We start from the raw sequence: 21987 nt of genomic DNA, 5'->3' as shown, positions 1-21987 counted from the left end.
GTTCCGCCGAGCGTCCCTCGCACCGGTGGCCCCGCCGGGCCTTCCTCCGGTGCTCCCGGTGCCTCCGCTGCTCCTGCCTCCCCGGCCCCCGGCGCGGTCTTCCGTCCGGGCGCCCCTGTCCCCTCGAGTGTCCATCCGAGCGCTCCCGGCGGTGCCGACGCCGCTCCCGGTGCGCTTTTTCGTCCGGGTGCCCCCGTTCCGCCGAGCGTCCCTCGCACCGGTGGCCCCGCCACACCCCCACCCGGCACTCGGGGTCCCGCCCTCCGGGAAGCTCCGGATCCCGTTCCGGGGGCGGGGGCCGACGCCTCCCGTACGGCTGATGAAGACCTTTCCCCCCGGCCCGAGAGCGGCCCCCCCGGCAGTGAGGACAGGCGCTCCAACGCCGAAGGCGCTCCGCCCCTTCGCGCGAGCAGGACCGGGGAGAAGCAGGAACGATCCGGCAAGGACACGGAACCGGACGAGGTCGTCATCCTCGGCATCCCCCTGGAGGAGCGGCGCGACGGCTCCGGGGACGGCGCGGAGAGTGGCGGCAGGACGCCGGGTACCGGCCACGTCGAGGACGTCGAGCCCCTGACCGGCGGCGAGGACGGTGGGTCCCGAGCGGACGGAAGGACCGGCGCCCCCTCGGCCGGTGATGTTCCCCGGGCCGGTGCCGAGAGCGCCGGCGGTGCCCGGAGCGACGGCCGAGACGGTCCCGCGTTCCAGGACGAGGACGAACCCGCCGAGCCCGCTGAGATCGACGACGATGACAGGACCCGCCTCGGCGCCGGGACCGATGACGCCGGGACCGGTGACAGGGCCCCGCGGGCCGTTGAGACCGGTGAGGGGTCCCGGCGCGCCGCAGAACCCGCCGAGAGCGGCGGTGAGGTTCGGCGCGATGCCGGTACCGCCACCACCGGCGGCGGCGCCGTTGGTGAAACCGTGAGTGACGCCGAGTCCTCCGCGACCGCTGACGAGACGCGGGACGAGGACGAGGCCGTTGACGGAGTCCGGGACGGGGCCGGAACCGCCGACGGCGACGCGGAGGCCGAGGAAGCCCGAGACGAGGACGAGGAGACCCGAGGCGAGGCCGGCGCGAGGTCGCCGGGCGGCCGGACGCGGGAGACCCCGCTTCCCGAGGCCGTGTCCGAGGCGCTGAGCAGCGCGCTCACCGCCGTACGCACCGGTGTCACCGACCTCAGCTTCGGCCTGGATCTCCCCGGCGCGGAGGAGGCCAGGCGGGTCCAGAGCGAGATCCTGGCCCAGCTCGACGACTACGTGATCCCTCGCGTCCACACCAGCACCGCGCCCGCGCTCGTCGTGGTCGCGGGCTCCACCGGCGCGGGCAAGTCCACACTTCTCAACACCCTGGCCAACGCCAAGGTCAGCGCGACCGGCGTGCGCCGTCCGACGACCGGCACACCCGTCCTGGCCTGCCACCCCGACGACCACGAGTGGTTCGCCAAGGGCGACCTGCTCGGCAGCCTCCGGCGGCTCAGCGAGCCCGACCCCGAGGCCGCCTCCGGGGGCCTCGTGCTCGTCTCCACCGAGCGCCTCCCTCCCGGCGTGGCCCTGCTCGACACCCCCGACATCGACTCGGTCGTCGAGGAGCACCACGAGATCGCCCACCGCATGCTCGACGCGGCCGATCTGTGGATCTTCGTCACCACCGCCGCCCGGTACGCCGACGCCCCGGCCTGGCGGCTGCTTCGCCTGGCCAAGGAGCGCGGAGCCCGGCTGGCCATCGTGCTCTCCCGGGTGCCGCCCAGGTCCCGAGAGGTGATCACCAAGCACTTCGTCAGGATGCTCACCGAGTACGGTCTCGGCGAGGTCGACCGCTTCGTCATCAACGAGAGCAGGGTCACCGACGGGATGCTCCCCGACAACGAGGTGAGCGAGCTCCGTCTGTGGCTGACGGAGCTGTCGGTCGACGACCGGCGCCGCGCGCAGGCCGTACGGGCGACCCTGGACGGGGTGCTGAACAGTTTCCGCACTCGTGTCCCCGCCCTGGCCAAGCAGCTGGAGATCCAGGTCGCCTTCCGGAGGGACCTCCGCGGCGACGTGGACGGCGCCTACGCGCGGGCGCTGGCCGACATCGACAAGAGCACCGGCGACGGTTCGCTGCTCCGGGGTGAGGTGCTCGCGCGCTGGCAGGACTTCGCCGGGTCCGGCGACCTCATGCGTACCCTCCACCTGCGCAGGCCGAGCCGCTTCGGCGGCAAGGCGGGCCAGCAGGCGCCCGAGCGGCTCAGCGCCTTGAAGTCCGCGCTGCGGGCGGGGCTGGAGTCCGTGGTCGTCTCGGCGGCGCAGCGGGCCGCGGAGGAGGCCGCCTCGCGCTGGCTGAACCGCCCCGGCGCGCAGGAGGCCCTGGCCGAGGCGCCCGGTCTCGGCCGCGCGTCCGACGAGTTCTCGCGCAGGACCAGCCGGACCATCGCGGCCTGGCAGGAGCACATCATCGAGCTGATACGCACCGAGGGGGTGACCAAGCGGTCGGTGGCCAGGGTGATCTCGTTCGACGTCGAGTCCCTCTCGCTGATCCTGACCATCGGGCTGCTCGGTTACGGCTCCTCGGACGCGCAGAACGGCACCGGGGCACTACCGCAACGGCTGGTGCACGCGCTGCTCGGCGCGGAGTCGCTGCGCAACATCGGCGTGAAGGCCCGGAGCGATCTCCGAGCCCGGATCGGCCTGCTCTTCGACGACGAGATGGCGCGTTACGCCCAGGCTCTCGACGGTGCGGGCATACCTGACGAATCCGCCGCCACCCGCCTTTACCAGGCAACGTACAACCTTGAGGTCGCCCGATGAGTGTTGGCACCACCCAGTCAGGCCAGGGTCTCGGCAGCCGGCTCGCCGCGCTGGCTCGGATCGTGGAACTGGGGCCGGGCAAGGTCGAGCCCAAGCTCCTCACCGAGTCGGGGCAGCTGCTGCTGCGCGCAGGTGACAGGCTCAAGCTCTCCTCCGACCACACCGTGGTCGCGCTCGCGGGGGGTACGGGCAGCGGAAAGTCGACGCTCTTCAACTCGATCTCCGGCCTGGAACTGTCACCGACGGGGGTACGCCGCCCGACCACGGCCCGTACCCACGCCTGCGTCTGGGGCCTGGACGGCGCGGGCCCGCTGCTCGACTGGCTGCAGATCCAGTGGCGGCACCGCTTCGCGCGGGCCAGTGCCCTGGACCGGGGTGAGAGCCAGCTCCACGGGCTGATCCTGCTCGACCTGCCCGACCACGACTCCATCCGGGCACTGACCGACACCGAGGCCGACCGGCTGATCCAGGTCGCCGACCTCGTCGTGTGGGTGCTCGACCCGCAGAAGTACGCCGACGCCTCCACGCACCGGCGCTACGTGACCGATCTGGCCGGGCACGAGGCTGTGACGATCTTCGTGCTCAACCAGGCCGACCGGCTCGACCAGGAGGAGCTGGCCGAGTGCGTCGCGGACCTGGACGACCTGCTGCGCCGCGAGGGAGTCGAGCACCCCGTGATCGTCACCACCTCGGCGATCACGGGCAGGGGCGTCGACAACCTCAAGGCCGTCCTCGCCGAGACCGTTTCCAAGCGCAGGGCCGCGACCCAGCGACTGGAGGCCGACCTCGGCCGGCTGACGCTCCGCCTCGCGAAGGTCATGCCCGCCGACAACGCCTCCGTCCCGCCCTCCTCCATCGACGACGCCCGCAGGATCGGTCTCACCGACGCCCTCTGCGACGCGGTCGGCGTCCCCGCGGTCGGTGAGGCGATGGAGAACGTGTACGCCGCGAGGTCCGGCGAGTGGGTCGGCTGGCCCTACACCCGCTGGGCCACCAAGCTCCGCCCCGACCCGCTGAACAGCCTGCGGCTGGGCGACCTGCGAGACGAGATCCACGGCCTGACCGGCGGCTCGGTCAGCGCGCAGCCCGCCGAGGTGGACACCGCCGTCCAGGCACTCGCCGACGGCTTGACCTCGGGCATGCACGAGGCGTGGCAGAACGGGATCAGGGACGCCGCGCGTTCCCGCTCCTCGCAGCTGCCCGAGGTGCTCTCCGAGGAGCTGTCGGAGGTCGCGCCGCGCCTGGACAGGGTTCCCGGCTGGTGGCGGCTGCTTCTGGTCTGGCAGTACCTTCTGGTCCTGCTCTTCGTCGCGGGCCTGGCCTGGGTCGGTACGGCTCTCACCTATGGCGTGTTCGGTTCGGGGAACCCGCCGGAGGGGCTGGAGGTGTTCGGCGACGCCGCCTCGCTGCCGTGGGTCGGGTTGATGATCTTCTCTGTCCTGGGGCTCGGGGTACTCACCGCGATGGCCAGCCGCAACTTCGTCGTGCTCGGCGCGGGCAACGAGCGTGACGCGCTGGAGCGCGAGATGCGCCGCAGGGTCGCCGGGGTCGCCGAGAGCATGGTGATCGAGCCGGTGGAGCGGGAGCTGACCCGTTATAACGAGTTCTACTCGGCCATGCGGGGCCTGCGGGACTGATTTCTCCCCTCTGGTCTTGGGGCCTGGTCTTGGGGCGGTCGCTCTTGGGGCAGCACCCCCTTTGAGGCGTCCGGGAACGCCGGCCCGATCCTCCTCGCCCCTGCCTCCTGCCTCCTCGCCCCCTGCCTCCTTGACTCCTGTCTCTTGGCGGAGTGGAACCGATGCGCGCTGCTCGGGGTGGTGAGGCCGGGGTTATCCACAGCTCTCTCACGTGTCCCGGGCTTTTCCACAGAGCGTGATTCGGTAACCCGTGCGGGGGGTGGGCCGGGCCATCGTGTCTTTCATGCCGCCGGCACTCAGCCGGCTCTCATGGGAGGCACGATGAACGACATCTACGTCACGCTGACCGGTAACGTCGCGGCCCCGCCGCGCCAGCACACCTTCCCCGACGGCTCCCGGGTGACCTCACTCAAGATCGCCTCGACCAGCCGTTACTTCGATCGGGAGAACCAGCAGTGGCGCAACGGCGAGACGACCTACTTCGGCGTCCGCTGCTTTCGCGGGCTCGCCGACAACGTCGCACAGTCGGTCCAGTCCGGCCAGCCGGTCGTGGTCCAGGGGCGGTTGCGGATCCGCGAGTTCACCCACGAGGGGGAGCGCCGTTTCATGCCCGAGGTGGAGGCCAACTCGCTCGGTCACGACCTGCGCTGGGGGCTCGGGAGGTTCAGCAAGCCGCAGCGCAGCGGGCCGGTCGCGGCTTTCGGCAGCGCGGAGCGGATCGAGCTTGACCGTGAGACCTCCGACTGGGCCATGAGCGGTGGCGCTCCCGTCGCGGCCGGGGCGCTCGGCACCCTGCCCCCGCTGAAGACCGGGTTCGACGACGAGATGTCCGTGCCGCGCGAGGCGGGGATCACGTCGGGCGGTGAGGCGGCTCAGGACGGCGCGATTTCCGCAGACACCATCGATCGCCCGGCCACCACCGTTCCCGAAGACACCACCGATCCCGGGGACACCATCCATCCCGGGGGCACCATCCATCCCTGGGACGCCGCCGAGGTCGCGTCGCGCCCGGCGGATCGCGAGCCCAGCGGGGCGGATCACGAGTCCGCCGGGGGAAATCACGGTTCTGCCGGGGCGGGAGCGGCAAAGGGGGAGGCCGTGGCCGGGAGGGCGAGGGCGGCGAGAAGCACGACGACGAGGCGGCGGGACGCGAGGGGGACGAGAAGCTCGGGCGCGGGGGAGGAGACGGCCGGGAGCGGGCCGGGTGCGATGAAGATCCACCCGGAAGCGAGCGATGAGACGCCCTGGCCGACCCGGGAGCCCGTGGCGGCCTGAGCCGCTTCCCACTGGGAGGTCCGGGCCGCGGGCCTCCCAGCCGGGCGGGGGCTCAAGGGGCGGAGCGCGAGCCGGAGAGCGGAGCGCGGGCGGGTGACCGCGAGCCGGAGAAAGGCGCACCGAAGGCTGGAGGAGGGCACGTCAGAGGAGCCGGACAGCAGAGGAGAGCGAGACGGAGAAATGGGGAAGGCGAGACAGAAGGACACAGAAGGACGGGGGCGGGGAAAGCGGGGATGGGGGTCCGGGGATGGGGGTTCGTATGGGCAGGGCGTCTGACGGGGCAGGGGCCTCGCACGGAGAGGGGGCCTGGGTGCGGGCGGAGTGAGGGGGCATCGGCCGGACGCGGTCGGTGTCTCGCCGTGATGGCGCGGTGACGCCGAGATAGCCGGCCGATGGTCTTGCCCGTGTCAGATGCCGAGACACCTGTTAGGTCCAGGTCACGCCCCGCAGCATGGCTTGCTCCTTTCCCACACGGCCCGCTCGCGAGCGAGCGGTTTCCAAGTCGTGGGCCAACCGGTGGGCTGACTCACTCTGCCAAAGGTAGCGGTTACCGTCGCGCGTCGCACACTCCGCAACTATTGTGTTACACATCGTTAGTCGGAGAGGGGGACGACATGGCGGCTCCCAGTCACACGTCGGTCAAACCGCGCGACGGCATGACACCCTTGGTCGATCGGTGGCCCTTGCTGGGGCAGCGTCGCCCGCTGGTCGGCTACCTCTGCGGGATCGTAGCGCTGGATCTTGTCGCGATCGTTTTTTTCTCGATTTCCGGTGTTTTTCGCTGGTCAGATGTGCTGACTTTCACCGCGTTGATGATGTGCGGAGCCGTGTGCATCGAGGCGACCCGGAGACTCGGCATGCCCGCGGGTGTCTACCGCGACCTGCTTTCCGCCTGGTGGTTGCCCGCCGCGCTGCTCCTCCCGCCGCTCTACGCGCTTCTGGCGCCCATCCCGCTCCAGTTCCTGCTGCAGAAGCGGGTGCGCGCCACGGTGGTCTACCGGCGGGTCGTCAGCTCGGCGGCGATCGGCCTGGCCGGATGCGCGGCCTCCCTGCTCTTCCACTCCGTGGTCGGCGACCTGGACGCGCTGGCCAGGGGGGAAGGGGTGCCGATCCTCGTGGCCATCGGCTGCGCGGTCCTGTTCACAGTGATCAACACCGCGCTGATCGCCGTCGCCGCGCACACCGCCGACCCCGAGAGCCGCTGGCGGGAGGTCCTGTGGAACCGGGAGAACCTGCTCCTCGACGTCGTCGAGCTCTGCCTCGGTGTCCTCGTCTCCATCACCTGCGGGCTCAACCTGGCCCTGCTGGTCCTGGCACTGCCCCCGGTGGTGCTGCTCCAGCGCAGCCTGCTGCACGCCCAGCTCCAGGCGGCGGCCCGCACCGACCTCAAGACCGGCCTGCTGAACGCCGCGGCCTGGCAGCGGGAGGCCGACACCGAGATCGTCAGGGCGCGTCGCACCGGGGAGACGCTCGCGTTGCTGATCGTCGACATCGACCATTTCAAGAGGGTCAACGACACCTACGGCCACCTGATCGGCGATCAGGTCCTGGTCGGGGTGGCCGACACCATCCGCAGCCAGCTGCGCGACTACGACGTGGTGGGCCGGTTCGGCGGTGAGGAGTTCGTCGTCCTGCTGCCCAGGGCCGACGTGACCGAGGCGCGCAGGGTCGCGGAACGGCTGCGCTCACGGGTGGGGCGGATGGCGGTCCCCGCCGACGACAACATGATCACTGTGACCATCTCGGTCGGTGTCGCGATCATGAGTGTGCACGGGGACGACCTGATCGAGCTGCTCGCAGCGGCCGACCTCGCCCTTTACCGGGCCAAGGAGCTCGGCCGCGACCAGATCTGCCTGCCGGCCACCGTCGTGCCCCCGGCCCGCAGGCCCGGATCCGAGCCCGCTCCCAGCTGAACCAAGCCCTGACCGGGGCCGCCCCCTGGCTGGACCAGGCCCTGTCCGGGACCACCTTCGGCTGAACTCCCGGGCCCTGTCCCAGGCCGCCCCTAGCTGAACTCCCCAGGCCCTAAACTAAAGGCATGCCGGAGTACATCTACACACTGCAGCGCGTGCGCAAGGCGCACGGCGACAAGGTCGTCCTTGACGACGTAACGCTGTCGTTCCTGCCGGGCGCCAAAATCGGTGTCCTGGGCCCCAACGGCACCGGAAAGTCGACGCTGCTGAAGATGATGGCGGGCCTGGAGCAGCCGTCCAACGGCGACGCCCGGCTCATGCCCGGCTTCACCGTCGGCATGCTTCAGCAGGAGCCCCCCCTCAACGAATCCAAGACCGTCCTCGGCAACGTCGAAGAGGGTGTCGCCGAGACCAAGGCGATGCTCGACCGCTTCAACGAGATCGCCGAGCTGATGGCCACCGACTACAGCGACGAGCTGCTCAACGAGATGGGCAAGCTCCAGGACGCCCTCGACCACCGCAACGGCTGGGATCTCGACAGCCAGCTGGAGCAGGCGATGGACGCCCTCCGCTGTCCCCCGCCGGAGTCCGAGGTCACCCAGCTCTCCGGTGGCGAGCGCCGCCGGGTCGCCCTCTGCAAGCTGCTCCTGGAGCAGCCCGACCTGTTGCTGCTCGACGAGCCCACCAACCACCTCGACGCCGAGAGTGTCCAGTGGCTCGAGTCGCACCTGGAGAAATACCCGGGCACCGTCCTGGCCGTCACCCACGACCGCTACTTCCTGGACAACGTCGCCAACTGGATCCTGGAGCTCGACCGGGGCCGCTGCCACCCCTACGAGGGCAACTACTCCACCTACCTGGAGGCCAAGGCGGCGCGGCTCAAGCTTGAGGGCCAGAAAGACGCCAAGCGCAAGAAGCGCCTGGAGGAGGAGCTGGTGTGGGTCCGCTCCAACGCCAGGGCTCGCCAGACCAAGAGCCGGGCGCGTCTGGAGCGCTACGAGGAGATGGCCGCCGAGGCCGACAAGCACCGCAAGCTCGACTTCGAGGAGATCCAGATCCCGCCGGGCCCGCGTCTGGGCACCACGGTCATCCGGGCCGAGAAGCTGACCAAGGGCTTCGACGACCGCGTCCTGATGGACGGCCTCTCCTTCGACCTGCCGCGCAACGGCATCGTCGGCATCATCGGCCCGAACGGCGTCGGAAAGACCACCCTGTTCCGCATGGTCACCGGCAGTGAGACGCCCGACAGCGGCGAGATCGTCCTCGGTGACACCATCAAGCTCTCCTACGCCGACCAGAGCCGGGGAGGGATCGATCCGAAGAAGAACGTCTGGGAGGTCGTCTCCGACGGGCTCGACTACATCAAGGTCGGCCAGGTCGAGATGCCGTCCCGCGCCTACATCGCCGCGTTCGGGTTCAAGGGCCCGGACCAGCAGAAGAAGGCCGGCATCCTGTCCGGCGGAGAGCGCAACCGGCTCAACCTGGCGCTCACCCTCAAGCAGGGCGGCAACGTGCTGCTGCTCGACGAGCCCACCAACGACCTCGACACCGAGACGCTCTCCAGCCTGGAGAACGCGTTGCTGGAGTTCCCCGGCTGCGCGGTCATCACCTCGCACGACCGGTGGTTCCTCGACCGCATCGCCACCCACATCCTCGCCTGGGAAGAGGGCTCGAACTGGTTCTGGTTCGAGGGCAACTACGCCGACTACGAGAAGAACAAGGTCGAGCGTCTGGGTGCCGACGCGGCCCGGCCGCATCGCGTCACCTACCGCAAGCTCACCCGCGACTGACCCCGGTCCCGGAGACCGTCCGGTCTCCGGTCCTGGCCACCGCACCCGGCGGGGGCCCGCCCGCGACGGGCGTGGTTCCGGCCGGGGGTGACCGACGAGCCCCCGATGCCCCGCCGTACGGCGGGTGCCGGGGGCTCGCTACGGTTCTGGGTGTGTTTGGACAGAGCATCGTGGACGGCTTCGGCCGTGGCCACCGGCATGTGTTCCCCCGGGCCGTCAGGTTCGCCGACGTCGACTCGCTGGGACACGTCAACAACGTGCGGTTTCTCGACTACCTGGAGGACGCGCGGCTGGCGCTGTTCCATGTCGACCCCCATCGCGAGGGCGGCGAGCCGTTCAAGGGGCTCGTGATCGCCAGGCACGAGATCGACTACCTGCGTCCCCTCACCTTCCGCCCCGACCCGGTCCGGGTGGAGTCATGGGTGACGGAGATCCGGCCGGTGCGGTTCACCCTCGCGTACGAGATCCGCGACGACGAGGAGATCTTCGTCAAGGCCCGTTCGGTGCTCGCTGCCTACGACGTGGCGAAAGCCTCCCCTCGACGGTTGAACCAGGACGAGCTCGCCTACCTGGGCAGGTTCGCCACGCCCTGAGGCCGCGCGGTGTGCCGCCCGCCCATGGCGCGCAGCTCTTCACCGCGAAGCGCCTGGAGCCCGCCGTGGAGCGAGCGGCCCCCGGTGAAGCGCCCGCCGTCCCCGTGGGCGCACCACCCGTCCGTGGCGTGTCCGCCGGTACGGTACGCGCCGCCCGCCAGTGGCGGACGGCGCGTACCGGGAGACCTCAGGCCTCGGGGGTGTACAGCCAGGCCGCGGTGTCCGGCAGGAGCAGGTGACCGTCCACCGGGGCACTGCCGATCAGGACGCGGTCGTGCGGCGGCAGCCGCACCGGCTCGGAACCGCAGTTGATGACGCAGGTCAGGGAACCCCGGCTGAAGACGAGGGCGTTCTCGGGGGCGTCCAGCCAGGTGATCTCGTCCGGCAGCGTGCCGCGCAGCTCGCGGCGGACGCGCAGGGCGTCCTGGTAGAAGCTCAGCGTCGAGCCGGGATCGTTCGACTGGCGCTCGGCGGAGAGCACGACCCACTCGACCGGCTGGGGCAGCCAGGGCCGCTTTCCGTCGGGAGAGAAGCCGTAGGGCTCGGCCGCGCCGGACCAGGGGATGGGGACCCGGCAGCCGTCGCGGCCGGGCAGCTTCCCCTCGGAGCGGGCGAAGATGGGATCCTGGCGGGCCTCCGGGGGAAGATTCTTCACCTCGGGGAGGCCGAGTTCCTCCCCCTGGTAGAGATATGCCGAACCCGGCAGGGCGAGCATGGCGAGCAGAGCCGCGCGGGCTCGGGCGAGGCCCGTCGTGGAGTTGGCCAGGCCGTCGCCGTACCGGGTCACGTGGCGGACCACGTCGTGGTTGGAAAGCACCCAGGTGGGGGCGGTCACGGCGGCCAGCGTGTCATCGATGACCTTCTTGAACGCGAGCCCGGACCAGGGCGCCTCCAGCCAGGCGAAGTTGAAGCTCTGATGCAGCTCGTCGGGGCGGACGTACAGCGCGAGATCCTCGGCGGAGTCGGTCCAGACCTCGCCGATCGCCATTCGCTCGCCCTCGTAGGAGTCGATCACCTTGCGCCAGTCGCGGTAGACCTCGTGCACCTCCGGCCGTCCCCAGATCGGTGACTCGGCCTTGAAGGCCTGGCCCTCCGGCGAGGTGTCCGGCAGTCCCTCGGCCTTGTACAGGCCCATCGCCACGTCGATCCTGAACCCGTCCACCCCCCGCTCCAGCCAGAACCGCAGCACGTCGAGGAACTCCGAGTGCACCTCGGGGTTGCGCCAGTTGAAGTCGGGCTGCTCCGGGGCGAAGAGGTGGAGATACCACTGCCCGTCTGGCGTTCTGCTCCAGGCCGGGCCGCTGAAGGTCGACTGCCAGTTGTTGGGCGGCAGTTCCCCGCCGTCGCGGAAGACGTAGCGGTCGCGTCCCTCGCCCCGCAGCGCGGCCTGGAACCACTCGTGGGCCGACGAGCTGTGGTTCGGGACGATGTCGACGATCACCCGCAGCCCGAGCCGGTGCGCCTCGGAGACGAGCTCGTCGAAGTCGGCGAGCGTGCCGAAGAGCGGGTCGACGTCGCGGTAGTCGGCCACGTCGTAGCCGCCGTCGGCCATGGGGGAGCGGTAGAAGGGGGTCAGCCAGATCGCGTCCACGCCGAGTTCGGCGAGGTACGGCAGGCGCTGCCTGATGCCGGGCAGGTCGCCGACGCCGTCTCCGGAGGCGTCGGCGAAGCTGCGAACGTAGATCTCGTAGACGACGGCGTCACGCCACCAGGGGGTTTCCATGTGCATGGGTTGCCCCCGCTCGGCGGTGTTTATGCGTCGCGACCCCCGACCGTACGGTGGTTTATGCCTCGGGGGCGTTGACCATGCTGTGCGCCGCGTACACGAGATAGTCCCAGAGGCGTTTTTCCAGGTCGTCGGGGAGCGCCAGGGAGATCACCGCGTCGTGCATGTGCCGGAGCCAGGCGTCGCGCTCGGCCGAGCGGATGACGAACGGGTTGTGCCGCATCCGCAGCCGGGGGTGGCCCCGCTGCGCGCTGTAGGTGTTGGGGCCGCCCCAGTATTGGATGAGGAACAGGCGGAGCCGTTCCTCGGCGCCCTCGAGGTCGTCCTCGGGGTACAGCGGCAGGAGGATCGGGTCGGTCACCACCCCCTGGTAGAAGTGGTGCACCAGACGCCTGAAGGCCTCCTCGCCGCCAACGGCGTCGTAGAAGGACTGGGATTCCTCGGGGGTAGCGGACACGTGCTCCAGCCTAATTGACGTCAGGCGGCGATCGTGATGCCGGCCTGGTCGAGGGCGAACTTGATCCGCAGGCGGAGCTCGCGGGCGACCTCCGCCTGCCGGGAGGGGATGGTCTTGGCGCTGACCCGGAAGATGACGGCGGTGTCGGAGATCTGCTCGATGCCCCAGACCTGCGGCTCCTCGACGATGATGGAGTCGCGGAAGGCGGGCTCGTTCCACATCTCGTCGGCGACCTCCTTGAGGAGGTCGCGGACCACGGGGATCTCCGAGGCGTAGGCCACCGGCACGTCGACCGTGGCGCGCGACCAGCCCTGCGACTCGTTGCCGACCCGGGTGATCGTGCCGTTGCGGACGTACCAGACCCGGCCGTCGGCGTCGCGCAGGCGGGTGATGCGCAGGGTGACCGCCTCCACGGTGCCGATCGCGGCGCCCGCGTCGATCACGTCACCCACGCCGTACTGGTCCTCCAGGAGCATGAACATGCCGGCGATGAAGTCCTTGACGAGCTCCTGGGCGCCGAAGCCGATCGCCACGCCCAGGATGCCGACGCTGGTCAGCAGGGGGGCGATGGGGACGGAGAGGCGTTCGAGGACGGTCAGCACCGCGGTGCCCAGGATGATGATCGAGGCGATGTGCCTGAGCACCGAGCCGATGGTCTCGGCCCGCTGCCTGCGCCGTTCGGCCACGATCGCGTCGAGGCCCTCGGGGGTGACCGTCTCCCTGCCGCGCAACCGTCCCGCCAGGGACGCGCGCTCGGTGGACGCCCGGCGCACCACCCGGCCGATCAGCCGGTGCGCCACGTTGCGCAGGAGCAGCGCGATGACCACGACCAGCGTGATGGCGATCAGGCCCGCGATCGCGGGGGCCACCCAGTCGACGGCCGCGGGCACGAGCATCTTCACGAAGTCGCAGATTACCCCACCACCGTTCCCGCACCCCCGTGTCAGGCCCGTGCTCATGTCGAGAAGGTTCTCGACGACGACTCCCGGACCGGAGGTCGTCGTGGCGCTGGGGGTGGGGGCGGGCGTGGGGGAAAGCAAGAACACGGAGTGGATCCCTCTCGGAACGGATCGACAGGCCGGCTGGGCGAGTCATGCGACCTACCCATATTGCCGATCGAACCGGCCCCCGTCACATTACGCCGGGGAAGACGGGGACATCCTGGTCTAGGGCCGCGGGGGCGGACCCGGATGCCCCGGTGACGGGGCGGCCCGGAACGGGGCACGCACCCGGAAGCGTGTCCCGTTCCGTTCCCGAGAGGGATCCATCCGATCACCGCCCGGACGAGAGACCGGGCGGCAGCCTGTGCTTCACAGCAGTTCGTGGGCTTCGGCTCGCGAGAGCCTCCGCGTTTCCGTCGTTTCCGCCGATGGGAGCCCGCGGGCGCGGGCCCGGCGATTCGGAGCCGGCGGGGTGCCCAGCGTCCGAGGACGCTCCGCACCGGGCACTCCGCCGGCTCCGCCGAGCCGCGGCAGGCGCGGCACACCGGGCGGGTGAAGGCCCGTTGTGCCGCTCACCTCACTCTCCTACCGCGGCGAGTACGCGTGCGACCTTGGTCGCGGCACCGGCGGGATCCTCCACCGTGTGCATCCGTTCACCCCAGGACCACCAGTAGTACCAATCCCGATGGCTGGGGGCGGCCTGTGCCCGGCAGGTGACGTTCTCCGCCAGGCTGGTCGCCTTCGGATTGATCACGCGCACGAACGCACGGCCCGAGTGGGTCCGCACCACACGGGCGTGCAGCCCGCGGCAGTCAAGCTCCGTCACCAGCCGCTCAAGGTGCCGGAAATCGTCCTCACCCACCTCGTCCCTCCTCGTGGTCTCGGCTTGCCGGCACCGAATCGTGTTCGTCCGATCACGCTTCCGGTGCTGCTCGCCAAAGATGACTCACGGTGGCCCTGCGGGTCAATTCGGGGAAAACCCAGTTCAGGGTGGGCGATGTGCCAAGTAGGTTGAAAGAAACAGTCCTTCGGAGGACGATTCTTAGCCAGCGGCTTTATTAGTGTGTTCCGGATGAGTCAAACGTGGTCCATCATTCTCGGTAGGCGCAGCGCGACTGAAAGATCACGCTGAGTCAAGGGAGAGAGGACCGGTCGGGACCAGTGTGCCAGCCAGCCCAGCTGGCCACGAGAGAGGGGCCGGTATGTCCGGCAGGCAGCACAGGGAGACAGAGTTAGCACGGCAGGTCCGGGCCCGTGGCCTGGCAGCCGGGAAGTCCTCGGCGCAGATAGCCGGGGAAATCTATGAAAAGTGTAGTTCGCAATTCGGGACCACTCGGATTAAAGGTCACCGCCTCGCGCATGGCGTCGCTCTCGCGGACGTCATCGAGCAGATACGGGCGCTGTTCGAACGCGATGGCAAGTCGGCCCCCGGCATCGGTGAGACGCTCCTGTCCGCGTACGAGAGCGGGCTGAAGCGGCCCGGTCCCGAATACCTGCACTACCTGTGCTCCGCCTACCGGGTCGAACCCCCCTCCCTCGGGTACGACGGCCCGTGCATCTGCGGCCACGGCCACAGGATGCCCGGTGTCGTCCGAGGCGATCTCCAGGATGGAAAACCCGACACTTCCCCTGGTCCGCGTGAGCTGCTGATCCAGTCGATCGGCGTCGACTCTGCCGCGGACGGGGGTGAGGAGGACGAGAACGTGCTACGGAGGACACTCTTACAGCTCCTGGCCGGCAGCGGCGGCATCGCGCTGGACGGGCAGGTGCTCGGATCGGTGGAGAGCATGCGCAGGAGGATGGACGACACGCTGGTCTCGGCCACCGTCTCGCCCGCGATGCTCGATCAGTGGGAGGAATCCACGGTCGGCCTCGGCCGCCAGTACGCGAACACCGCCCCGCTCAGGCTGCTGTGCGACGTGATGCTCGAATTCGGCGCGGTGCGCAAGGCCATGGAGCGGCGCCAGCCGGTCGACCTGCAAGAACGGTTGTGCCGCATGGCGGCGCAGCTCGCCGGTCTGACCGGCATGATCATGGTCAATCTCGGTGACCACAGGCTTGCGCGCTCCTTCTTCAGGACCGGCAGGACCGCGGCGGACGAGACCGGCGACCGGGCGCTGAGGGCGTGGGTCATCGCCAGGGAGGCCCTGGTCCCCCTTTACTACGGCGATCCGCGCGAGGCTCTCAACCTCGCCAAGAAGAGCCGTGACCTGGCCGGGCAGACGCCCTGCGCGGCCCAGGCCATGGCCCCGGTGGTCGAGGCCCGCGCGCTGGCGATGATGTCGGGCTCGGGCAAGAAGGACGTGGTCGACCAGGCGAAGCGGGCGCTGTCGAGGGCCAGGGCCGCTTTCTCCCAGATGGCCGCCGCGGACCAGGACGACTCGACCTTCGGCTACACCGAGCGCCAGCTCTACTTCCACCAGGGAGACGCGCTGGTCAAGCTCGGGCAGGCGATGGAGGCCGACCTCATCCTGGAACAGGCGCTCACCAAGTACGGCCCGACCGACTGGCTCGACCCGACCTTCATCAAGTTCGACCGGGCCCAGTGCAAGATCCTTGAGGGTGACGTGGACGAGGCGCTGGAGATCGCCCAGCGTACGGTCTCGGGCCTTGACGAGGGCTGCCGGCCCGACATCCTCATGCAGCGCGCCCACGAGGTGGGCAAGCAGGTAGAGGTGAAGGCTCCCGGCCATCCCAAGCTCAAGACCTACATGGAGTCGCTGCGCAACCGCGGCGCGTCGACGGAGGATCCAGTGGCCGACAGGAGTGGCAGTTGAAGCCGAGGCTTCGGCGTTATCGCTGGTCCGACCTCGAGTCCGTCTGGGCGCTCCACCAGATATGCCTCGCCCAGGTCGGTCTCGCGCCAGGGGACGGCGTCTACTACGAGGATGACTTCCCGAAGATCCACGAGATCTACCTCGCCGACCGCGGTGAGTTCCTCGTGGGGGAGATGCCCGCCGGGCGTGTCGTCACGATGGGCGGTCTCCGCCGTGTCGACGACCGGACCGCCGAGATGTGCCGCATGCGGGTCCATCCGGAGTTCCAGCGTCGCGGATTCGGAGCCCAGATGGTGCTCGCACTGGAGGCGCGGGCGATAGAACTCGGTTATGTACGCCTTCGCGGTGACACGACCCTGAATCAGCTCGCGGCGATGGAGCTCTATCGCAAGTTCGGCTGGCGCGAGATCCGCCGGGAAGAACGAGGGGGGTGTGTGGTGATTTACGGAGAAAAAGACCTAATAGCCGCTATGTCCTCCTTAAGTAAGTGATCTCTACTTCGCGTTATTTTACTGCTTGGTATTGCCTATTTCGGAGATATCCGAATAATTGTTCTTCGTACCTACCGCTATTCCCTGGTGAGTGCGATGAAAAAGATCATTGTCCACAAGGTCGGCGTGTCGAGACTCGGCGGCGTTGCCAGCGCCATCCACAAGGGATGAGATTCTTCGCCGCTGGAAGAATCCTCCTCTGACGGTCGCGGCCCTCGATCCGCGAGATCGAGGGCCGCGCGGACTTTTCGTCTCCGCCTATTCATCCCTGTTCGCAGTCGTCCGTGCCGGGCGGCCGGGTCATCCCAGCCGGGTGACGCGGGAGACGACCTCCGGCAGGTCCGGGGGCTCCAGGAAGCCGGGGAGGCCGGCCATCTCCGCCGGTGAGAACCAGCCGGAGCCGAGGTGGGTGATGTCCTCCTCGGTGGTGAACGCCCCGGCGCTCACCTCGGGGGTGCCCTCGAACCTGGCCAGATAGAACCGCTCGGTCTTGGCGTAGTGGACGCCGAGCCAGTGGAACTCCCGGCGTACCGGCACCCACCGGTCCAGCACCGCCTCGCCCGGCAGGCCCGTCTCCTCCGTGAGTTCGCGCCGCGCGGTGTCGAGGGGGGTCTCACCCGGGTCGATCCCGCCGCCCGGCGGTTCCCACAGGGTCTGGCCGCCGACGGGGTCGCGCCAGTGCATGAGAAGCACCCGGCCCGATCCGTCCACACAGATCACCCGGGCCGCGGGCCGGTCGTTCGGCTGAGGGGCGTCCATAGGGCAGGGAGAGTAGCAGCGCCGTCCACCCGCCGGGTCCGTGCCCCGGGCGCCTCCGGCGGTTCCGGTGGCGTCGGGGCCTTCGTGGCTTCTGGTCCGCCACGTGCCGGACGGCCGGGTACGGCGGTGGGATTCGCTGTACTCTGCCCAGGTCAGGTGGAAGCACCAGGCGATCCGACCTCTCAAGCTCAAGGGTGAAGGCATGAGTTCCAGGGCCGAGTTTGTGTTGACGCTGTCCTGCCCGGACCGTCCGGGAGTGGTGGCCGCGGTCTCCGGTCTCCTGGCCGGGCGGGGATGCAACATCATCGAGAGCCAGCAGTTCGGTGACGCCGTGGCCGGGCGGTTCTTCATGCGGGTGCAGTTCGCCTCTCCGCTGCCCGACGGGGAGCTGCGCGAGGCCTTCGCCGCGCTCGCTCCCGAGCTCGGCATGGATTTCAAGCTGCGCGAGATCTCCGTCAAGCCGCGCGTGCTGGTGATGGTCAGCAGGTTCGGCCACTGCCTGAACGATCTCCTCTACCGGATGCGCTCCGGCCTGCTCGACATCGAGATCGTCGCGGTCGTCTCCAACCACCCGGACCTGCGGCCGCTGACCCAGTCGTACGGCATCGACTATCACCACCTGCCGATCACCCCCGAGACCAAGCCCAGGCAGGAGGCGGAGATCCTGACCCTGGTCGACCACTACCGGGCCGACCTGGTGGTGCTCGCCCGCTACATGCAGGTGCTGTCGGAGGACCTCTGCGTCAAGCTCGCGGGTAACGTGATCAACATCCACCACTCGTTCCTGCCGTCGTTCAAGGGTGCCAAGCCCTACCACCAGGCGCACTCCCGCGGCGTGAAGCTGATCGGCGCGACCGCGCACTACGTGACCGCCGACCTCGACGAGGGCCCGATCATCGAGCAGGAGGTCGCCCGGGTCAACCACACCCACTCCGCGGACGACCTCGCCGCCATCGGCCGCGACGTCGAGTGCCAGGCCCTGGCACGTGCCGTCCGCTGGCACACCGAGCAGCGCGTCCTGCTCGACGGTCACAAGACGATCGTTTTCCCCCGCTGACGCGGCGACCGGTCACCGCGGCCCGCGCGATCGGGTCACCGCGGCCCGCCACTGCGGCCTGTGGCCGGTCATCGCGGTCCGCGCCCGGTGAAGTGTGCCCCGCGATCGGTCGACCACTGCGGCCCGCGGCCCGCCACTGTGGCCTGCAGCCGGTAACTGTGGCCTGCGATCGGTCACTGCGGCCCGTAGCCGGTCATCGCGGCTCGCGCCTGGTCACCGCGGTCCGCGGCCGGGTTTCCGGGGGCTGATGCCGGTGACGTCCTCGGGGTGGGAGACGCCGTAGGGGCGTCCCCTCTCGTCGGTGCCGACCTTCTCGCGACCCGCCTCCTTCTTCCGGGAGGCGGTCTTCTCGGCGCCGCGGTGCTCGCTGGTGCCGACGCCGAGGGGGGACCGGGCCTCGGTGTCGGTGGAGGGGACGCCCCCGCGCTCCACACCGGACACCACGCGAGGCGGCCCCTTGTCGTCCGGAGGGGGGCCGAAGGCCAGGTTTCCCGACCGTACGACCTCCTCGCTGGCGTGGCCAACGTCGCGGGAGTGGCCGTGCTCCCCCTGCTTGCCCTTGCCGCTCCGGCCCTTTTCTCCGGTTTTGTGTTTTTCGTTCATGTCCAGCACCTCTGATTCGCTCGGTGGTCAGCAGATTCTCGGTAGTGGGTCGCCGACCAGCAGGTCGACGATGCGGGTGCCGCCGAAGGAGGTCCTGAGCAGGACCAGTCCCGGCGGGTCGTCGTTGATCCGCCCGATGATCGCCGCGTCGGAGCCGAGCGGGTGGGAACGGAGGGCGGCCAGGGCCGCCTCGGCGGAGTCCCCGGCCACCACCGCGACCATCCGGCCCTCACAGGCGACGTAGAGCGGGTCGATCCCCAGCAGCTCGCACGCCCCCCGTACGGCCGGACGGACCGGCACCGCGTCCTCGTCGAGGACGACGGCGACCCGCGAGGCCTCCGCTATCTCGTTGACGATCGTCGCCACCCCGCCCCGGGTCGCGTCGCGCAGGCAGCGCACCGCGCAGCCGCCGTCGCCGCCCTCAGCGCCGCCGCAGGCGTCCAGCAGCAGGTCGACGAGGGTGTTGAGCGGAGCGGTGTCGGAGCACAGGTCGGCCTCGATGTCGAGCTCTCCCCTGGCGAGCATGATGGTGATCCCGTGCTCGCCGATCGGCCCGGACACGATGACCGCGTCTCCCGGCCGCGCGGAGGCGGCGCTCAGCCGGACGGGCCGGTCGAGCGTCCCGATGCCGGAGGTGGTGACGTAGCAGCCGTCCGCCTTGCCCCTCTCCACGACCTTGGTGTCGCCGGTGACGATCCACACGCCCGCCAGCCGTGCCGCCTCCGCCATCGAGGCGGTGACGCGCCGCAGGTCGGCGACGGGGAAGCCCTCTTCCAGGATGAACCCGGCCGACAGGTAGCGGGGGCGGGCCCCGCACATGGCCAGGTCGTTGACGGTGCCGTTGACCGCCAGATCGCCGATGTCGCCGCCCGGGAAGAACAGCGGCGTGACCACGAACGCGTCGGTGGTGAAGGCGAGCCCGCCGGCGACCGCGCCGTCCTCCAGGGGCTCCAGCATCGGGTTGCGGAACGACTCCAGGAACACCGCCTCGATCAGGGTGTGCGTGGCCTTGCCGCCCGCGCCGTGCGCCAGGGTGATGCGGTCCTCCCGCACGCGCGCCCCGCGCCGCCGCACCCGCTCGATCCGGTCCAGCACCTGCCGCTCCCGGCCGCGCGTCTCTTCTTCCAGGTCCGGTACGTGTTCATGGCCGTGTGCCGCCTCGCCCAGGTCCGGTACGTGTCCGGAGCCGCGTGCCTCTTCTTCCAGGTCCGGTACGTGTTCGAGGCCGTGTGCCGCCTCCCTCAGGCCGGGCACCTGTCGTTCCCCGCCGCGCGATCGTGGCGGATCCATCTCCCGCACGCCGTGCTCCTCGGCCCGTCCGGTGCCGCCCGTTCCGCCGTTCACCTCCGGGTCGCCTCCTTGACGCGCTCGCGCGAGAAGCGGCCGAAGTTGTAGTACGCCGCGCAGGCGCCCTCGGACGACACCATGCACGTGCCGATCGGCGTCTCCGGGGTGCACGCGGTGCCGAACACCTTGCACTCCCAGGGCTTGAGCACTCCCTTGAGCACCTCGCCGCACTGGCACGCCTTCGGATCGGCCACCCGCCCGCCCGGAATCCGGAAGATCCGCTCGGCGTCGAAGGCGGCGTACCGCTCCGTGACCCTGAGCGCCGACTGCGAGATGAAGCCGAGCCCGCGCCATTCGAAGTACGGCCGCAGCTCCATCACCTGGCCGATGACGCGCAGGGCCTTGAGGTTGCCGTCCCACGGGACGACCCGGGAGTACTGGTTCTCCACCTCCGAGCGGCCCTCGGACAGCTGCAGGAGGATGCGGTAGACCGTGTGCAGCACGTCCAGCGGCTCGAAACCGGCCACCACCATGGGCTTGCCGTAGCCGCGCGCGACGAATCCGTACGGCCGGCAGCCGATCACGGTGGAGACGTGGCCCGGCCCGATGAACCCGTCCAGGCGCAGGTCGGGAGAGTCCAGGATCGCCTTGATGGCGGGGATGATCGTCACGTGGTTGCAGAAGATCGAGAAGTTCTCGATCCCCTCGGCCTCGGCGCGCAGGACCGTCATCGCCGTCGAGGGCGCGGTGGTCTCGAACCCGATGGCCATGAAGACCACGCGCCTGCCGGGGTTCTGCCGGGCGATCTTCAGGGCGTCCAGCGGGGAGTAGACCATCCGGATGTCGGCCCCCCGCGCCTTGGCGTCCAGGAACGAGCCGTTCCCGCCGGGCACCCGCATCATGTCGCCGAACGACGTCATGATCACGTCCGGCTGCTCGGCGATGTGGATGGCGTCGTCCACTCGTCCCATGGGGATGACGCAGACCGGGCAACCGGGGCCGTGCACCAGGGTGACGGCCTCGGGCAGGTAGTCCTCCAGGCCGTGCTTGTAGATCGTGTGGGTGTGCCCGCCGCACACCTCCATGAACTTGTAGTCGCGGCCGGGCTCGCACAGCGCGGCGATCCGCGCGGCGAGCATCCGGGCCTTCTCGGCGTCGCGGTACTCGTCGACGAAACGCATCAGCCCTCACCCCTCTTCGATCATGGATTCTCGGAGGGCCGCGATCTCGTCCTCGTACGCCTGGCCGATGCTTTCGAGGAAGTCGAGCGCGGCCCTGGCCTCCACCTCGTCGATCTTCGACAGCGCGAACCCGACGTGGATGAGGATCCAGTCGCCGGGCACGACGCGCTCGTCCTCGAGCAGGCCGATGTTGATCGCGCGTTTGACGCCGCAGACGTCGACCATGGCCAGATCAGGACGGTCCGACAGGATTTCCACGATCTCGCCGGGAATTCCCAGGCACATGAGAGGCCTCCGCCAGCTGGATGGATTCGAGGACGAGGTCGTCGCCGCCCTCGGTGTCGAGATCGGTGCCGTCGCACCCCGCGCAGACGGCGAAGGGGTCGGCCGTGGTGGACGTGTTTCCGCAGGACCGGCAGGTCATCCGCACCGGGACGATGACCAGGTCCACGTGGGCGCCCTCGGCCACGGACCCGCCGGCGATCGAGGAGAACGCCTGGTTGATCGCCGGCTCCGTGACGCGGAGCAGGGCGCCCGCGTGGACTCGCGCCCGCCGCACCCGCCTGCCGTCCGCCCGTTTCTCCACCGCGGTGAGGATCGCCTCGGCGATCCCGAATTCATGCATTGGTTGATCCTTCTCATCGCATTCAGGAGTTTTGTCGTTTCGGTGTGCCGTGACCGGACGTGATCCGCCCGAGCGGTCCGGGGGTCGT

General features: G+C 69.8%; 19 protein-coding genes. 9 read left to right on the top strand and 10 right to left on the bottom strand.

All coding sequences use genetic code 11. The features are described 5' to 3' along the window. Positions 1 to 921: 921 nt before the first annotated feature. The 6 genes from OG587_RS42485 to OG587_RS42460 all read left to right on the top strand — a co-directional run bounded on the left by OG587_RS42485 (position 922) and on the right by OG587_RS42460 (position 9995). Positions 922 to 2787, top strand: coding sequence for a dynamin family protein (locus OG587_RS42485; RefSeq protein ID WP_329084516.1), 1866 nt, complete (start codon positions 922 to 924; stop codon positions 2785 to 2787). After that, positions 2784 to 4424, top strand: a complete 1641-nt coding sequence (locus tag OG587_RS42480; protein ID WP_329084515.1) for a GTP-binding protein — start codon at positions 2784 to 2786, stop codon at positions 4422 to 4424. Before OG587_RS42485 ends, OG587_RS42480 begins: the two co-directional genes overlap by 4 nt. A gap of 321 nt (positions 4425 to 4745) precedes the next feature. Further along, complete coding sequence (locus OG587_RS42475) at positions 4746 to 5699, top strand: single-stranded DNA-binding protein (RefSeq protein WP_329084514.1); 954 nt, start codon at positions 4746 to 4748, stop codon at positions 5697 to 5699. A gap of 791 nt (positions 5700 to 6490) precedes the next feature. Then, positions 6491 to 7612: a GGDEF domain-containing protein gene (locus OG587_RS42470; protein ID WP_329084513.1), complete on the top strand. Its 1122-nt coding sequence runs from the start codon at positions 6491 to 6493 to the stop codon at positions 7610 to 7612. 125 nt (positions 7613 to 7737) lie between these two features. After that, complete coding sequence (ettA, locus tag OG587_RS42465; protein ID WP_329084512.1) at positions 7738 to 9402, top strand: energy-dependent translational throttle protein EttA; 1665 nt, start codon at positions 7738 to 7740, stop codon at positions 9400 to 9402. A gap of 152 nt (positions 9403 to 9554) precedes the next feature. Then, positions 9555 to 9995, top strand: a complete 441-nt coding sequence (locus OG587_RS42460; RefSeq protein WP_329084511.1) for an acyl-CoA thioesterase — start codon at positions 9555 to 9557, stop codon at positions 9993 to 9995. A 187-nt stretch (positions 9996 to 10182) separates the two neighbouring features. Here OG587_RS42460 and OG587_RS42455 read toward each other — a convergent pair whose 3' ends face one another. The 4 genes from OG587_RS42455 to OG587_RS42440 all read right to left on the bottom strand — a co-directional run bounded on the left by OG587_RS42455 (position 10183) and on the right by OG587_RS42440 (position 13981). Continuing rightward, positions 10183 to 11724 (bottom strand): glycoside hydrolase family 13 protein, encoded by a 1542-nt coding sequence (locus OG587_RS42455; RefSeq protein WP_329084510.1) that lies wholly within the window; start codon positions 11722 to 11724, stop codon positions 10183 to 10185. 55 nt (positions 11725 to 11779) lie between these two features. After that, entirely contained in the window at positions 11780 to 12178 is a 399-nt protein-coding gene (locus tag OG587_RS42450; protein ID WP_329084509.1) for a globin, read from the bottom strand. A 20-nt stretch (positions 12179 to 12198) separates the two neighbouring features. Next, entirely contained in the window at positions 12199 to 13224 is a 1026-nt protein-coding gene (locus OG587_RS42445) for a mechanosensitive ion channel family protein (RefSeq protein WP_329084508.1), read from the bottom strand. Positions 13225 to 13696: 472 nt separating this feature from the next. Beyond that, the gene (locus OG587_RS42440) at positions 13697 to 13981 is read right to left on the bottom strand and encodes a hypothetical protein (protein WP_326643182.1); all 285 of its coding nucleotides are present in this window, start codon (positions 13979 to 13981) and stop codon (positions 13697 to 13699) included. A 340-nt stretch (positions 13982 to 14321) separates the two neighbouring features. Here OG587_RS42440 and OG587_RS42435 point away from each other — a divergent pair, with 340 nt between their 5' ends. Further along, positions 14322 to 15896 (top strand): XRE family transcriptional regulator, encoded by a 1575-nt coding sequence (locus OG587_RS42435; protein WP_329084507.1) that lies wholly within the window; start codon positions 14322 to 14324, stop codon positions 15894 to 15896. After that, positions 15893 to 16387 carry a GNAT family N-acetyltransferase gene (locus OG587_RS42430; protein ID WP_329084506.1) on the top strand — a complete coding sequence of 165 codons (495 nt, stop codon included), beginning with the start codon at positions 15893 to 15895 and terminating at the stop codon, positions 16385 to 16387. Before OG587_RS42435 ends, OG587_RS42430 begins: the two co-directional genes overlap by 4 nt. A 300-nt stretch (positions 16388 to 16687) precedes the next feature. Here the strand turns inward: OG587_RS42430 and OG587_RS42425 are convergent, their stop codons facing one another. Continuing rightward, entirely contained in the window at positions 16688 to 17146 is a 459-nt protein-coding gene (locus OG587_RS42425) for an NUDIX hydrolase (protein ID WP_329084505.1), read from the bottom strand. A gap of 202 nt (positions 17147 to 17348) precedes the next feature. On the opposite strand from OG587_RS42425, the gene purU reads away from it, so the two are divergent. Continuing rightward, positions 17349 to 18203, top strand: a complete 855-nt coding sequence (purU, locus tag OG587_RS42420) for a formyltetrahydrofolate deformylase (RefSeq protein WP_329084504.1) — start codon at positions 17349 to 17351, stop codon at positions 18201 to 18203. Positions 18204 to 18416: 213 nt separating this feature from the next. Here purU and OG587_RS42415 read toward each other — a convergent pair whose 3' ends face one another. Genes OG587_RS42415 through OG587_RS42395 form a run of 5 tightly spaced genes read right to left on the bottom strand, consistent with a single transcriptional unit; the run spans position 18417 to position 21899 of the window. Continuing rightward, positions 18417 to 18806, bottom strand: a complete 390-nt coding sequence (locus OG587_RS42415; protein ID WP_329084503.1) for a hypothetical protein — start codon at positions 18804 to 18806, stop codon at positions 18417 to 18419. A gap of 27 nt (positions 18807 to 18833) precedes the next feature. Further along, positions 18834 to 20150 carry a hydrogenase expression/formation protein HypE gene (hypE, locus tag OG587_RS42410; protein WP_329084502.1) on the bottom strand — a complete coding sequence of 439 codons (1317 nt, stop codon included), beginning with the start codon at positions 20148 to 20150 and terminating at the stop codon, positions 18834 to 18836. Continuing rightward, positions 20147 to 21274, bottom strand: coding sequence for a hydrogenase formation protein HypD (hypD, locus tag OG587_RS42405; protein WP_329084501.1), 1128 nt, complete (start codon positions 21272 to 21274; stop codon positions 20147 to 20149). Before hypD ends, hypE begins: the two co-directional genes overlap by 4 nt. Positions 21275 to 21280: 6 nt before the next feature. Next, positions 21281 to 21532 (bottom strand): HypC/HybG/HupF family hydrogenase formation chaperone, encoded by a 252-nt coding sequence (locus tag OG587_RS42400; RefSeq protein ID WP_329084500.1) that lies wholly within the window; start codon positions 21530 to 21532, stop codon positions 21281 to 21283. After that, a complete protein-coding gene (locus OG587_RS42395) occupies positions 21507 to 21899 on the bottom strand; it encodes a hydrogenase maturation nickel metallochaperone HypA/HybF (RefSeq protein WP_329084499.1) in 393 nt (130 codons plus the stop codon). Before OG587_RS42395 ends, OG587_RS42400 begins: the two co-directional genes overlap by 26 nt. Positions 21900 to 21987: the final 88 nt, after the last annotated feature.

It is taken from the genome of Streptosporangium sp. NBC_01469, assembly GCF_036227305.1.
GTDB lineage: Bacteria > Actinomycetota > Actinomycetes > Streptosporangiales > Streptosporangiaceae > Streptosporangium.
Note: the sequence above shows the minus strand (reverse complement) of the source record. Positions and strands in the feature narration are given on the sequence as shown.

Coding starts and splice junctions, on each gene's coding strand:
- OG587_RS42480 (WP_329084515.1), top strand. CDS start 2,784: ATGAGTGTTGGCACCACCCAGTCAGGCCAGGGTCTCGGCAGCCGGCTC.
- OG587_RS42475 (WP_329084514.1), top strand. CDS start 4,746: ATGAACGACATCTACGTCACGCTGACCGGTAACGTCGCGGCCCCGCCG.
- ettA (WP_329084512.1), top strand. CDS start 7,738: ATGCCGGAGTACATCTACACACTGCAGCGCGTGCGCAAGGCGCACGGC.
- OG587_RS42455 (WP_329084510.1), bottom strand. CDS start 11,724: ATGCACATGGAAACCCCCTGGTGGCGTGACGCCGTCGTCTACGAGATC.
- OG587_RS42435 (WP_329084507.1), top strand. CDS start 14,322: ATGTCCGGCAGGCAGCACAGGGAGACAGAGTTAGCACGGCAGGTCCGG.
- OG587_RS42425 (WP_329084505.1), bottom strand. CDS start 17,146: ATGGACGCCCCTCAGCCGAACGACCGGCCCGCGGCCCGGGTGATCTGT.
- purU (WP_329084504.1), top strand. CDS start 17,349: ATGAGTTCCAGGGCCGAGTTTGTGTTGACGCTGTCCTGCCCGGACCGT.
- OG587_RS42415 (WP_329084503.1), bottom strand. CDS start 18,806: ATGAACGAAAAACACAAAACCGGAGAAAAGGGCCGGAGCGGCAAGGGC.
- hypD (WP_329084501.1), bottom strand. CDS start 21,274: ATGCGTTTCGTCGACGAGTACCGCGACGCCGAGAAGGCCCGGATGCTC.
- OG587_RS42395 (WP_329084499.1), bottom strand. CDS start 21,899: ATGCATGAATTCGGGATCGCCGAGGCGATCCTCACCGCGGTGGAGAAA.